Here is a 12,726-nt window from a genome sequence, read left to right as displayed (position 1 = left end):
GGCCACCCCACCCCTGCGACCCGGCTCCGCCGGTCCGCCCGTCCGCCGGTCCGCCGGTCCGCGCCGTCCGCCCGCGAGCAAAACCGCTGGTCGTCATGCCGGGCGGGCCGCTAGCGTCCCGGCATGACCACAGCACGGGTACGCATCGAGCCCTGGACGGACGCCGACCTGGCGCTGCTGCGCCGGGTCAACACGCCGGAGATGAAGAAGCACGTCGGCGGGCCGGAGACCGAGGAGCAACTGCTCGTCCGGCACCGCCGCTACCTCGACTTCGTCCCGTCCGGCCTCGGCTGCATGTACCGGATCGTGCTGCTGCCCGACGGCGCGCCGGCCCTGGGCGAGGCGGCCGCGGGTGAGCGGGTCACGGGCGAGCCGGTCGGCACGGTCGGCTACGGCACCCGGACCTGGGCGGGCGAGACCGTGCACGAGATGGGATGGAACGTGCTGCCCGGCCACCAGGGCCGCGGCATCGCCGTCGCCGCCACCCGCGCCGCGGTCGCGGCCGCCCGCCGCGAGGCGGCCCAGCGGTACCTGCACGCCTTTCCGTCGGTGGACAACCCGGCTTCCAACGCGGTCTGCGCGAAGGCCGGGTTCACGCTGCTCGGCGAGACGGAGTTCGAGTTCCCGCCCGGACGGTTCATGCGCAGCCACAACTGGCGGGTGGACCTGCGCAGTTCGGACTGACCGACGGAATCGGTGCGGCGCGGTGAGGACAGCGGGGTGCGGACGGCGGGGTATCCGCGACGGGACCGGCCGGGGGCCCCGCTCAGAAGAGCGTGCCGCTCTCCAGCTCCAGCAGCTGCCGCTTGCGGTCCACACCCGCCGCGAAGCCGGTGAGCGCGCCGCCGGCGCCGAGCACCCGGTGGCAGGGGCGCACGATCAGCAGCGGGTTGGCGCCCACCGCGCCGCCGACCGCCCGGACCATCCGCGGCTCCTGCCCGGCCAGTTCGGCGAGTTGGCCGTAGGTGACCGTGGTGCCGTACGGGATCTCGTCCAGCGCGGCCCAGATCCTGCGGCGGAACTCGGTGCCCACCGGCGCGAGCGGGAGGTCGAACCCGGTGCGCTCGCCCGCGAAGTAGGCGGTCAGCTGGGCGACCGGCTCGGCGAGCGCCTCCGGGTCGAGGACCCAGTCGTCGGCGGGCTCGGCCAGCGCGTACTTCTGGCCCGGCGCGGTGACGGTGGCCAGCGCGGCCGGCCCACCGTCCTCGGGCAGGACGCCGCTCAGCAGCAGCCGACCGAAGGGGCTCTCCATGGTGGTGTAGACGGTGGTGCTCATGCTCGTTCGTTCTCCGTTCCGGTACTGGTGGTCGCGGGGCCGGCCCACAGCCGGTGGACCGCGTAGGAGCGCCACGGGGCCCAGGCCTCGGCCGCACGGGCGGCGGACTTCGGGTCGCCCGGGGCGCCGAGCCGGACGAGGCCGTGCTTGACGCCCACGTCGCTCGGGAGGAAGACGTCGGGGTCCGCGAGGGCCCGCATCCGCAGGTAGCCGACCGTCCAGGGGCCGATGCCGGGCAGGTCCAGCAGCCGGGCTGCGGCCTCCTCCCGGTCGACCCCGCTGTCGAGGCTCACCACGCCCTCCGCCAGGGCTGCGCACAGCCCGGTGAGCGCGCGGCGGCGGGCGTCGGGCATCGCGAAGTCCTCCGGGGCCGCGGTGGCCAGCGCCGCCGCGGTCGGGAAGAGCAGTCGCAGGCCGCCGCTGGGGTCGGGCAGCGCGGTGCCGTACTTCTCGGCGAGCCGACCCGCCAGGGTACGGGCGGCGCCGACGCTGATCTGCTGGCCGAGGACGGCGCGGACGGCGAGTTCGTGCGGGTCCACGTGCCCGGGCGAACGCAGGCCGGGGCGCTCCCGGACCAGCGGGCCGAGCACCGGGTCCGCGCCGAGCTGATCGTCGACCGCGAGCGGGTCGGCGTCCAGGTCGAAGAGGTTGCGCAGGCGCTGGACGGCGGTCGGCAGGTCGCGCAGGTCGGCGAGGAACAGCCGGCAGTCCAGCCAGCCCCGGGTGCGCGGCTCGCCGGGTGCCAGGCCGTCGACCTCGGCGATGCCATGGCCGTACGGGAGCGCGAGGGTGCGCCGGTAGGTGCGGACGCCGGGACGCCCGCCGGGGACGACCTCCTCCACGCCGGGCACGGCGCGCAGGGCGAGGAAGTCGATCAGGTGGTCGCTGTCCAGCGCGCCGCGGTAGGCCAGGCGCAGGGTCAGGCCGCCGGCCGGGGTCGCGGTGCGCCGGCCGGCCGCGACCTCGGCGCGCAGACCGCTGGGGGTGCGGTCGTAGACCTCGCGCACGGTGTCGTTGAACTGGCGGACGGAGGCGAAGCCGGCCGCGAACGCGACGTCGGTGACGGGCAGTTCGGTGGTCTGGAGGAGCAGCCGGGCGGTCTGGGCGCGACGGGCGCGGGCCAGCGCGATCGGACCGGCGCCGAGCTCGGCCGTGAGCTGGCGCTGCAGTTGGCGGGAGCTGTAGCCGAGGCGGTCGGCCAGGCCGGCGACGCCCTCGCGGTCCACGACGCCGTCCCCGATGAGGCGCATCGCACGGCCGACCAGGTCGGCGCGGTGGTTCCACTCCGGCGAGCCCGGCACGGAGTCGGGGCGGCAGCGGCGGCAGGCACGGAAGCCTGCGCCCTGGGCGGCTGCGGCGCTGGGGTAGAAGACGCAGTTGACTCGCTTGGGGGTCACGGCCGGGCAGCTCGGCCGGCAGTAGATGCCGGTGGAGGTGACCGCCGTGAAGAAGACGCCGTCGAAGCGGGCGTCCCGGCTGTCCACGGCTCGGTAGCGGATGTCGTCGTCGATCACGTTGTCCAGTTTGCGGGATCGGGTGGGGGGTGACTGGCGGGAATCGGACATCGCCGTTCGGGGGCCCTCCCCCTCCCCTCCCGCCCCACCCCCACCGTGCCCCGAAAATCGGGGGCCGTGCGAACGACCCGCGGCTACGCTCGCCCCATGAGCGAGCAGCCCGACGCCCCGCCCGACGCCCCGCCCGGAACCCAGCCCGACGCCCCGCCCGCCGACCACTCCTACGTCGGCCCGGACGACCCGCGGGTCGTCGCCCTGCCTCCGGAGGAGTTCGCGTTCCCCGGCCCGCTGCGCGACGAGCTGGTCGCGGCCGTCCTCAGCGGTGCGAAGACCAGCACCACCGGCCTGGTCGCCGACTACGAGCACGAGGGTGAGCCCCTGCCGCTGGTCGGCGAGCGGGCCGCCGTCCTCGACTCGGACGGCCGCCGGATCGCGGTGATCGAGACCACGGACGTCCGTGTGGTCCCGCTCGCCGAGGTCGATCTGCAGCACGCCCTGGACGAGGGCGAGGGCTACCGCACTGTGGCCGAGTGGCGTGCCACGCACGAGCGGTTCTGGCGCAGCCCGGAGATGCTCGACGCCCTCGATGACCCGGACTTCACCGTGGACGACGCCACCCCGCTGGTCCTGCAGCGCTTCCGCCTGGTGGCGGACCTCCGCTGAGCCGGACCTCCGCTGAGCCGGGCCGGCCCGGCGCCGTCCGACCACCGCAGCCGCAGCCGCAGCCGCAGCCGCAGCCGCAGCGCGACGGTGGCCGGCCGACGCCGACGCCGACTGGTCAGCGCTTCACCGGCCCTCCCGCGGCACGCATCGACTTGGTGATCGCCTTCCACTTCTGCAGCCGGGCCTTGGCCACCCGGGCGTCCGAACGCGAGGCGATCCACTCGTTCTCGCGCTGGAGCTTGAGGTAGCTGTCCATCCGGCGCTGCGGGAGGGTGCCGTCGGCCAACGCCTCCTGCACCGCGCAGCCCGGCTCGGTGTGGTGACCGCAGTCGTGGAAGCGGCACTCCTCGGCCAGCTCCGCTATGTCGGCGAAGGCCAGGTCCACGCCCTCGCCACCGTAGAGGCCGACCTCGCGCAGCCCGGGGGTGTCGATCAGCACGCCGCCGCCGGGCAGCGGGATCAGCTCGCGGGTGGTCGTGGTGTGCCGACCCTTCTGGTCGACCTCGCGGGCATCCTGGACGGTCATCACGTCGGCGCCGGCCAGCGCGTTGGTGAGCGTGGACTTGCCGACGCCGGACTGGCCGATCACCGCGGTGGTGCCGGGGGTGCAGGCGCGCAGCACGTCCATGCCGTCCCCGGTCTCGGCGCTCACCACGAGCACCGTGACCCCGGGCGCGACCGCCTCGACGTCGGACCGGATGAAGTCGGCGTCGTCCACCAGGTCGGCCTTGGTGAGGACGACCAGCGGTTCGGCGCCGGACTCCCAGGCGAGGGCGAGGAAGCGCTCGATCCGCCCGAGGTCGGGATCGGTCGCGAGGGAGGAGGCGATCAGGACGGTGTCGACGTTGGCCGCCAGCACCTGGCCGTCGGAGCGCTTGCCGGCCACCTTGCGGATGATCGCGGTGGAGCGCGGCAGCAGCGCGACGACGGCCGCCATCGGCCGGGCGTGGAGGTCCACGGCCGCCCAGTCGCCCGTGCACGGGCAGTTGATCATGTCGGCGTCACCGACCGGCCGGGTGTCGAACCGGACGGTGCGCGGCTCGCCCGTCTCCGGGTCGGCGATCACGGCGTCGCACTGGCCGCGGTCGACCCGGACGATCCGGGCCGGGAGCAGCCCGGCCTCGCCCAGCGGTTCGAACAGTTCCGCGAGCTCGGACGTCCAGCCGTAGCCGGCCAGGGCGGAGCCCGTGGACGCGGAGCCTGCGTCGGGCAGGGAGGAAGAAAAAGAAGAAGAGGTGGAGAGAGAAAACGACGGAACGGAGGCAGCGTTGATCAACGCAGTGGCCCTTCGGGAGGAGAACGCCCCGGCGGGCTAAGGCTGGCGCGAAGGGCTCAGCCGGCGGCCGGGAAAAGGAGGTGAACGCGAGTGCTGCCCTGGGCAGCTATCGGGGCGACAACGACCACGGGGGTTCACCTCCTGCTCTCTACTCCTCGGGCGGCCCAATGGCCCCCGAACCGGACACGTCACACGCTAGCGAAGCGGCCCGGCCTCGCCAACCCATTTTTGACCTGCGGAAACGCGCTCCGCGGCAGGCCGCGAGGCCTTCCGGGAGGAAAGCCGGCTACCCCCCGTACCGGTGCTTGAGGTTCGGGTCGTCCAGCCACCACGGCCGCATCCCCGTCTCGTCCTCCTCCGGCCGCCCCGCCGCCCGCGCCTCCTCGGCCGCCGCCTCGAAGCGCGCGTCCAGCTCGGCGTCCACGGCCCGGATCTCCTCCCGTCCCTGCACCACCATCCGCCGCACCAGCGCGGCCAGGAACGGCAGCCCGACCAGGTCCCCCAGCACCCAGAACGCGTTGCCGCCCCAGGTCTGGTCCTGGGCCGGGGTCGGCCCCCACGGGCGCCCGAGCGCCACGTAGTAGTGCTCGGCGACGAGGTGGCCGCCGTAGATCAGCACGATCCCGAGCCCCGCGTCGAAGATCACCTCCGCGAAGGTGATGAACAGCCCGACCAGGTGCGGGTACTCGTGCCCGACCGGGTCGATCTGCAGCCGCGGCCAGAAGTAGGCGAGCCCGAGCAGCACCAGCGCCAGGTGCAGCAGCACGTTCCCGGACGCGCTGGACACCGACTCCTCGTACCAGGGCGTGAAGTAGAGCAGCCACGGCGGCGCCATCAGCAGGGCGGTGGAGACCGCCGGGAACATCAGCACCTTGGACGGGCGGCTGCGCAGCACCCGCAGGATCCGCTCCCGCCGGGCCGGCGGCGCGGACCCGACCAGCAGCGAGACGGGCGCGCCGAGCGCGAGCAGCAGCGGGACGACCATGAGCAGCAGCACGACCTGCACGGCCCGGTCGGTGAAGAGGATCCGGTCGTAGACGCCGAGGCCGGAGCAGGTGCACCAGATCCACAGCAGCAGTCCGCCGAGGAACGCGGCGGTGCGGCTGGGCCTCCAGCGCTCGCCGCCGGACCGGTGGACGGCGCGCGCCGCGACCAGGTACCAGGCGCCGAGCAGCACCGAGAGGGTGAGCACCAGCGGCTCGGCCGTCCAGGAGGTGACCAGGTCGGACCACTGCCACGGTGGCGGCCCGTCGTAGGCGAGTACGGAGACCGCGCCGTCCACCGCGCCGTTCATCCGTCCGCCACCTCGCTCGTACCCGCAGCCACCGAGGCGGCGAGCCGTCCGCGCCGTCACCGTCGGGCCCCGCGGCGGACGCCGCGACGCCCGGCCATGATGTCCCCGCGCGACCGGCCCGCCGCACGCGGGGCCCTCCTCTATACCCGCCCCTGAGGAAAGCTTTACCGATCCCCAACAAAGCTTTGCCCAGGCAAAGTTCTGCCCGTGGAACCCCTCCGCTCGCAACCGCGGCCACGACACAAACGTCTGGCAGGATGCCGGTCGGCGAGACCCGCCACGTGGGTGACAAGGGGACGACAAGAGGTGCGAAGCACTGCACGCGGCGAGGGCCGCCGGCTGGCCGCGCGCCACCGCAACATCGAGCTGGGCCTGCTGGCGCTCGCGGTGGCCGTCTGTCTGGCGGGACACGTCGAGGCCGATCTGGCACTGACCGGCTCGTTGCCGCCCGGACTGCTGGTGCACGGCCTGTCACTGGGGGCGCTCGCCGGGGCGGCGCACCTGGCGGTGCGCCGGTTCGCACCGTACGCGGACCCGCTGATCCTGCCGTTGGGGGTCTTCCTGACCGGCTTCGGCCTGGTGCTGCTGGACCGGCTGGACATCAGCTACAAGGCCGCGCACAGCGCCAAGGGCGACTACCAGAAGCTCCCGGCCGCGCCCTCCCAGCTGATGTGGGTGTTCATCTCGGTGGCGGTGGCGATCGCGCTGATCGTGCTGGTCAAGCACCACCGGTTCTTCCAGCGCTACGTCTACCTGCTGATGGCGGGGGCGCTGATCCTGCTCGCGGCGCCGGTGGCCTCGCCCAGCGACAGCTTCGGCGCCAAGCGCTGGATCCGGCTGTTCGGGCTCTCCTTCGAGCCGGACGAGTTCGTGAAGGTCGCGATCACGATCTTCTTCGCGGGTTACCTGATGGCCTCCCGGGACGCGCTCGCGCTGGCCGGCCGCAAGATCTGGGGGCTGACCCTGCCGCGGGGCCGGCACGCCGGGCCGGTGCTGGCGATCTGGGTGGTCAGCCTGCTGGTGCTGATCTTCGAGCGTGACCTGGGCACCTCGCTGATCTTCTTCGGCGTCTTCATCGTGATGCTGTACGTGGCGACCGAGCGCACCAGCTGGGTGGTGCTCGGCCTGCTGATGGCGGTCGGCGGCGCGGCGGTGGTCGGCACGGTGGAGCCGCACGTGCACGGCCGCGTCGAGGCCTGGCTGCACCCGCTCGACTACTACAAGCCGGTGCACGACAAGGCGATCTCCGAGCAGCCCGCCGAGGCCCTGTTCAGCCTGGGCACCGGGCACCTGACCGGGACGGGCCTGGGCTCGGGCCGGCCCTGGCTGATCGGCTTCGCCGGGCGCAGCGACTTCATCTTCACCACCATCGGCGAGGAGCTGGGCCTGGCCGGGGTGACGGCGATCCTGCTGGTGTACGTGCTGCTGATCCAGCGGGGACTGCGCACCGCGGTCGGCCTGACCGACCCGTTCGGCAAGCTGCTGGCCACCGGCCTGTCGGCGGCGCTGGCGCTGCAGATCTTCGTGGTCGTCGGCGGGGTGAGCGGGCTGGTCCCGCTGACCGGCAAGGCGCTGCCCTTCCTGGCCGCCGGCGGTTCCTCCCTGCTGGCGAACTGGCTGATGATCGCACTGCTGATCAAGCTGAGCGACTCCTCCGGGCGCACCGCCCTGGAACCGGCCCAGCCCTCCCCCGAGCCGCTCCCGGTCCAGGCGGCGCCGGCGGCGGCCGCCCCGTCCGCCCCGAACCGGACGTCCCCGGACCGGACGCCTCCGAACCGGACGTCCCCAGACCGGACGCCTGCGGGCCCGACGCCCACCCCGGCGGCCCCGAACCCGGCCGCCCCGAACCCGGGGGCCCCGACCCACGCAGCCCCGAACCCGGCAGCCGTGGGCCCGACCGACCCGCGGTCCGGCACACCGGGCGGCGCCGACCCCTCCGCCGCGCGGACCGAGCTGCGCCCCCGGTACGGCCACACCCCCGCCGCACCGCAGTACGGCGACGCCCGGAACCCCACCACCTGACCGACCGACCAGCCCGCGGACCGACCGACCGGCCTGCGGACCGACGGACCCACGCCCGACGCCCCCCACGGAGCGGCGAACCCCGGACACGCCACAGGGCCTCCCCCGCACCCGCGGGAGAGGCCCTGTCCGTCAGTCCGTCATCGCACCCGTAGGCCGCGGCCCGCCCCCGCCTACCGCTGCTCCCACGGCGGCCGCGGCGGCCGGGGCGGGTACCCCGGCACCTGCTGCCCCGGCGGTCCCAGGGGTTCCGGCGGCCCGGACGGCCCCGCCCCCGGCGCCGGCGGCGGCCCGGACGGCCGGTCGCTGTCCGGCGGCGGCGGGGCGGGCCGGTGGTGCGGCCCGCCGCGGGCGGTGAGCCGGCCGCGCACGTTGTCGGCGGCCAGCACGTCGGCCCACCGCTCCGGGTACTCGGAGGGCACGTCGACGTCATCGCCCTCGTCCTCGCCCCACTCCTCCTCGGCGCCCTCGGCGAGCCCGAGTTCGCGGGCGCGCCGGGCCCGTTCGACGGCCCGCCGGGCGGCGACCTCGCGGACCACCGCGGCGGCCGCCTCCTCGTGGGCCCGCTCGTTCTCGGCGCGGGCGTCGGCGGTCTCCAGGGTGGGCCAGCGCCGGTCTATCGCGGCGTTCATGGCGGCGCCGATGAGCACCGCGAGGGCCACCACGAAGATCCACAGCAGCACGGCGACCGGCGCCGCCAGCGAGCCGTACACCGAGGGGCCCTCGACCGAGCTGACCAGGTAGAGCCGCAGGCCGACGCTGCAGAAGACCAGCACCACCAGGGCGACCAGGGCGCCGGGGATGTCCTCGCGCCACGGCGTCGAGACCGGGACGGCCAGGTGGTACAGGGTGGTGAGCGAGACGATCAGCAGCACGATCGCGACCGGCCAGTACGCGGCGCCGACCAGCCCGGCGACCCCGGGCACGGCGTTCTCCACCAGTCCGGGCCCGGCCATCAGCAGCGGCAGCACCAGGGAGCCGATCACCAGCGCGCCGAGGTAGAGGCCGAGGGACATCAGCCGGGTCTTGACGATGCCCCGCTTGCCGTCGAGCCCGTACATGACGGTGATGGTGTCGATGAAGATGTAGAGGGCCCTGGAGCCGGACCACAGCGACAGCAGGAAGCCGATCGAGATGAGGTCCGGCCGGGTGTGGTCGAAGACCTGGCTGAGCAGCGGTTTGACGACCTCGTTGACCGAGGAGTCCGACAGCACCGTCCCGGAGGCCGAGACGATGTCGTGCTTGAGCCGGTCGATCGTGCCCGCGCCGAGGAACTCGTCGAGGTAGCCGAGGGTGGCGGCGAGGCCGAGCAGCAGCGGTGGGATCGACAGCAGGGTGAAGAAGGCCGCCTCGGCGGCGAGGCCGGTGACCCGGTACTCGACGCAGGTGTTGGTGGTGTCCCTGACCAGCTCCCACGCGGTGCGGCGCCAGGTGGCCTGTTTGGCCGCGCGCCGGGATCCCTTGCCCCGGCGCCGGGAGGGCCGCGACTCGGGGTTCGGTCTGCTCGTATCGCCTGCTGCTTGCACAGGCCTAACGGTATCGGGCCGGGGCGCTCCGGTTGATCTCCCCCGGGGTGCGGGCGCCGGGGCGGACACCGGGCCGCGAGCGGCGGGAACCTCCAACCGTCCCATATGACGAAACCTCAGCGTCCACCATTTGGATGTTAGTGGACCGCGAGTCATGCGCCGTGCGAATCTCTTGCCATGTCTAGCGCCGGAACCACCCTGGTAGGTCGACTCCACGTCGATCTCCTTCGCGTGTCCAGCGCCATCTGTCCGGTGACCTGAGCCCACCCCCGCCGCACCACCGCACCCGGCGCCACCCGTTCCCGCCATCCCCGCTGCAGCGGATGCGCAGGCGCCCGCCCGCCTCGGTCACTGTCTTCCCGGCCTTGATATACCCGCAGGTCAGAGCAGCACCGCACGGCTGAGCACGCCCCGCGACCCACCCGGCGCCAGCGCCACCTGCCCCGAAGGACTTCACCATGGCCACCTCTCCCGAGACCGTCGAGCCCACGGCCGACAGCCCCGCTGCGCGCCGCCCCGCCGCGGCCCGCAAGGTGACCCGCCACCGCGGCGAGGGCCAGTGGGGCATGGGCCACCACACTCCCCTCAACGCCAACGAGCAGTTCAAGAAGGACGACGACGGTCTCAATGTGCGGACACGCATTGAGACGATCTACGCGCACCGCGGCTTCGACTCGATCGACCCCGCCGACCTGCGCGGCCGGATGCGCTGGTGGGGCCTCTACACCCAGCGCAAGGAGGGCATCGACGGCGGGAAGACCGCGATCCTCGACCCGCACGAGCTGGACGCCGAGTACTTCATGCTCCGGGTCCGCATCGACGGCGGCCGGCTGACCGTCGCCCAGCTGCGGGCGGTCGCCGAGGTCTCCGAGCAGTACGCGCGCGGCACCGCCGACCTGACCGACCGCCAGAACATCCAGTACCACTGGATCCGGATCGAGGACGTCCCCGCGATCTGGCAGAAGCTGGAGGCCGTCGGCCTGTCCACCACCGAGGCCTGCGGCGACACCCCGCGCGTCATCCTCGGCTCCCCCGTCGCCGGCGTCGCCGAGGACGAGATCATCGACGGCACGCCCGCCATCGAGGAGATCCAGCGCCGCTTCATCGGCAACAAGGACTTCTCCAACCTGCCGCGCAAGTTCAAGTCCGCGGTCTCCGGCTCCCCGCAGCTGGACGTCGCGCACGAGATCAACGACGTCGCCTTCGTCGGCGTCGTCCACCCCGAGCACGGCCCGGGCTTCGACCTGTGGGTCGGCGGCGGCCTGTCCACCAACCCCAAGCTCGGCGTGCGGCTGGGCGCCTGGGTGCCGCTGGACGAGGTGGCGGACGTCTACGGCGGCGTCATCGGCATCTTCCGCGACTACGGCTACCGCCGCCTGCGCAACCGCGCCCGGCTGAAGTTCCTGGTCGCCGACTGGGGCGTGGAGAAGTTCCGCCGGGTGCTGGAGGACGAGTACCTCAAGTACCGGCTGGTCGACGGCCCCGCCCCCGCCGAGCCCGCCGCCCGCTGGCGCGACCACGTCGGCGTCCACAAGCAGAAGGACGGCAGGTTCTACATCGGCTTCGCGCCGCGCGTCGGCCGGGTCGACGGCAAGCTGCTCGGCGAGGTCGCCGACCTCGCCGCCGCCCACGGCAGCGACCGGCTGCGCACCACCGCCGAGCAGAAGATGCTGATCCTCGACATCGCCGAGGAGCACGTCGAGTCGGTGGTCGCCGGCCTGGAGGCGCTCGACCTGCGGGTCACCCCGTCGCCGTTCCGCCGCGGCACGATGGCCTGCACCGGCATCGAGTTCTGCAAGCTCGCCATCGTCGAGACCAAGGAGCGCGGCCGCACGCTCATCGACGAACTGGAGCAGCGCCTGCCGGAGTTCGCCGAGCCGCTGACCATCAACATCAACGGCTGCCCGAACGCCTGCGCCCGCATCCAGGTCGCCGACATCGGCCTCAAGGGCCAGCTCGTCACCGACGAGAACGGCGAGCAGGTCGAGGGCTACCAGGTGCACCTGGGCGGCGCGCTCGGCCTGGAGGCCGGCTTCGGCCGCAAGGTCCGCGGCCTCAAGGTCACCAGCGCCGGCCTGCCCGACTACGTCGAGCGCCTGCTGACCCGCTACCAGGCCGACCGCACCGACGGCGAGCGCTTCGCCCAGTGGGCGGCCCGGGCGAGCGAGGAGCAGCTGTCGTGAGCGAGCGTAGCGAGCAAACCGATCGAGCAGGGCGTCGTTCGCGAAGCGAACGCCGAGCGCAGCGAGGTGGGCGATGAGTGAGCGAGCCGCACCCTTCTTCTGCCCCTACTGCGGGGACGAGGACCTGCGCCCGTCCGAGGCCGGGCACGGCGCCTGGGAGTGCCACGCCTGCCGCCGCGCCTTCCAGCTGAAGTTCCTCGGCCTGCTGGCACCGACCGACCACGGGGGGACGTCCCATGAGCAGCACCGCGACTGACCACGAGGCGGCAGCCGTCCGAGCCGGCCGCGAGCTGGAGGAGGCGACCCCGCAGGAGATCCTGCAGTGGGCCGCCGACACCTTCGGCAAGCGGCTCTGCGTCACCTCCTCCATGGAGGACGCGGTCGTCGCCCACCTCGCCTCCTCGGTGCTCCCCGGCGTGGACGTGGTGTTCCTGGACACCGGCTACCACTTCCCGGAGACCATCGGCACCCGGGACGCGGTGGCCGCGACCATGCCGGTCAACGTCATCACGCTCACCCCGCTGCTGACCGTGGCCGAGCAGGACGCCGAGCACGGGCCGAACCTGCACGACCGCGACCCGGACCTCTGCTGCTCGCTGCGCAAGGTCGAGCCGCTCAACCGCGGCCTCGGCGGCTACGACGCCTGGGCCACCGGGCTGCGCCGCGACGAGTCGCCGACCCGGGCGAACACCCCGGTGGTCGCCTGGGACCCGAAGCGCCGCAAGGTCAAGATCGCACCGATCGCCCGGTGGACGCAGGAGGACGTGGACGCCTACGTCGCCGCGAACGGCGTGCTGCTCAACCCGCTGCTGTGGGAGGGCTACACCTCGGTCGGCTGCTCGCCGCTGTCCTGCACCCGCAAGCCCGCCGAGGGCGAGGACGCCCGGGCCGGCCGCTGGGCCGGCTCCGGCAAGACCGAGTGCGGCATCCACCTCTGACCAGCGGCATCCACCCCGACATCCATCCCTGACG

At 73.6% G+C, this 12,726-nt stretch carries 12 protein-coding genes; 7 read left to right on the top strand and 5 right to left on the bottom strand.

Annotated features, from left to right (window positions below):
* Positions 1–123: 123 nt before the first annotated feature.
* Positions 124–684 carry a GNAT family N-acetyltransferase gene (locus ABT048_RS24465; RefSeq protein WP_350523604.1) on the top strand — a complete coding sequence of 187 codons (561 nt, stop codon included), beginning with the start codon at positions 124–126 and terminating at the stop codon, positions 682–684.
* An 82-nt stretch (positions 685–766) separates the two neighbouring features.
* Here the strand turns inward: ABT048_RS24465 and ABT048_RS24460 are convergent, their stop codons facing one another.
* Both ABT048_RS24460 and ABT048_RS24455 read right to left on the bottom strand, forming a co-directional pair.
* The gene (locus tag ABT048_RS24460; protein ID WP_350523603.1) at positions 767–1,276 is read right to left on the bottom strand and encodes a methylated-DNA--[protein]-cysteine S-methyltransferase; all 510 of its coding nucleotides are present in this window, start codon (positions 1,274–1,276) and stop codon (positions 767–769) included.
* Entirely contained in the window at positions 1,273–2,841 is a 1,569-nt protein-coding gene (locus ABT048_RS24455; RefSeq protein ID WP_350523602.1) for a DNA-3-methyladenine glycosylase 2 family protein, read from the bottom strand. The genes ABT048_RS24460 and ABT048_RS24455 overlap by 4 nt, the downstream gene beginning before the upstream one ends.
* A gap of 96 nt (positions 2,842–2,937) precedes the next feature.
* Between ABT048_RS24455 and ABT048_RS24450 the strand changes: the two genes are divergently transcribed.
* A complete protein-coding gene (locus tag ABT048_RS24450) occupies positions 2,938–3,453 on the top strand; it encodes an ASCH domain-containing protein (protein ID WP_350523601.1) in 516 nt (171 codons plus the stop codon).
* 115 nt (positions 3,454–3,568) lie between these two features.
* Here ABT048_RS24450 and rsgA read toward each other — a convergent pair whose 3' ends face one another.
* Both rsgA and ABT048_RS24440 read right to left on the bottom strand, forming a co-directional pair.
* On the bottom strand, positions 3,569–4,666 hold the full coding sequence (rsgA, locus tag ABT048_RS24445; protein ID WP_350523636.1) for a ribosome small subunit-dependent GTPase A: 1,098 nt from the start codon (positions 4,664–4,666) through the stop codon (positions 3,569–3,571).
* Positions 4,667–5,015: 349 nt separating this feature from the next.
* Positions 5,016–6,023 carry a cytochrome c oxidase assembly protein gene (locus ABT048_RS24440; protein ID WP_350523600.1) on the bottom strand — a complete coding sequence of 336 codons (1,008 nt, stop codon included), beginning with the start codon at positions 6,021–6,023 and terminating at the stop codon, positions 5,016–5,018.
* Between the two features lie 306 nt (positions 6,024–6,329).
* Here ABT048_RS24440 and ABT048_RS24435 point away from each other — a divergent pair, with 306 nt between their 5' ends.
* Entirely contained in the window at positions 6,330–8,045 is a 1,716-nt protein-coding gene (locus tag ABT048_RS24435) for an FtsW/RodA/SpoVE family cell cycle protein (protein WP_350523599.1), read from the top strand.
* 173 nt (positions 8,046–8,218) lie between these two features.
* On the opposite strand, the gene ABT048_RS24430 is transcribed toward ABT048_RS24435, so the two are convergent.
* Positions 8,219–9,571 carry a YihY/virulence factor BrkB family protein gene (locus ABT048_RS24430; protein WP_350523598.1) on the bottom strand — a complete coding sequence of 451 codons (1,353 nt, stop codon included), beginning with the start codon at positions 9,569–9,571 and terminating at the stop codon, positions 8,219–8,221.
* Positions 9,572–9,748: 177 nt separating this feature from the next.
* Here ABT048_RS24430 and ABT048_RS24425 point away from each other — a divergent pair, with 177 nt between their 5' ends.
* The 4 genes from ABT048_RS24425 (at position 9,749) to ABT048_RS24410 (ending at position 12,692) form a co-directional block, all read left to right on the top strand.
* On the top strand, positions 9,749–9,832 hold the full coding sequence (locus tag ABT048_RS24425) for a putative leader peptide (RefSeq protein WP_318264789.1): 84 nt from the start codon (positions 9,749–9,751) through the stop codon (positions 9,830–9,832).
* Positions 9,833–10,029: 197 nt separating this feature from the next.
* Positions 10,030–11,754 carry a nitrite/sulfite reductase gene (locus tag ABT048_RS24420; protein WP_350523597.1) on the top strand — a complete coding sequence of 575 codons (1,725 nt, stop codon included), beginning with the start codon at positions 10,030–10,032 and terminating at the stop codon, positions 11,752–11,754.
* A 73-nt stretch (positions 11,755–11,827) separates the two neighbouring features.
* The gene (locus ABT048_RS24415) at positions 11,828–12,010 is read left to right on the top strand and encodes a hypothetical protein (RefSeq protein ID WP_350523596.1); all 183 of its coding nucleotides are present in this window, start codon (positions 11,828–11,830) and stop codon (positions 12,008–12,010) included.
* On the top strand, positions 11,991–12,692 hold the full coding sequence (locus ABT048_RS24410; protein WP_350523595.1) for a phosphoadenylyl-sulfate reductase: 702 nt from the start codon (positions 11,991–11,993) through the stop codon (positions 12,690–12,692). The genes ABT048_RS24415 and ABT048_RS24410 overlap by 20 nt, the downstream gene beginning before the upstream one ends.
* The last annotated feature ends 34 nt before the right edge of the window (positions 12,693–12,726 follow it).

Source organism: Kitasatospora sp. NPDC096140 (genome assembly GCF_040303045.1).
Lineage (GTDB): Bacteria > Actinomycetota > Actinomycetes > Streptomycetales > Streptomycetaceae > Kitasatospora.
This window is presented reverse-complemented; position numbering and strand designations above follow the sequence as displayed.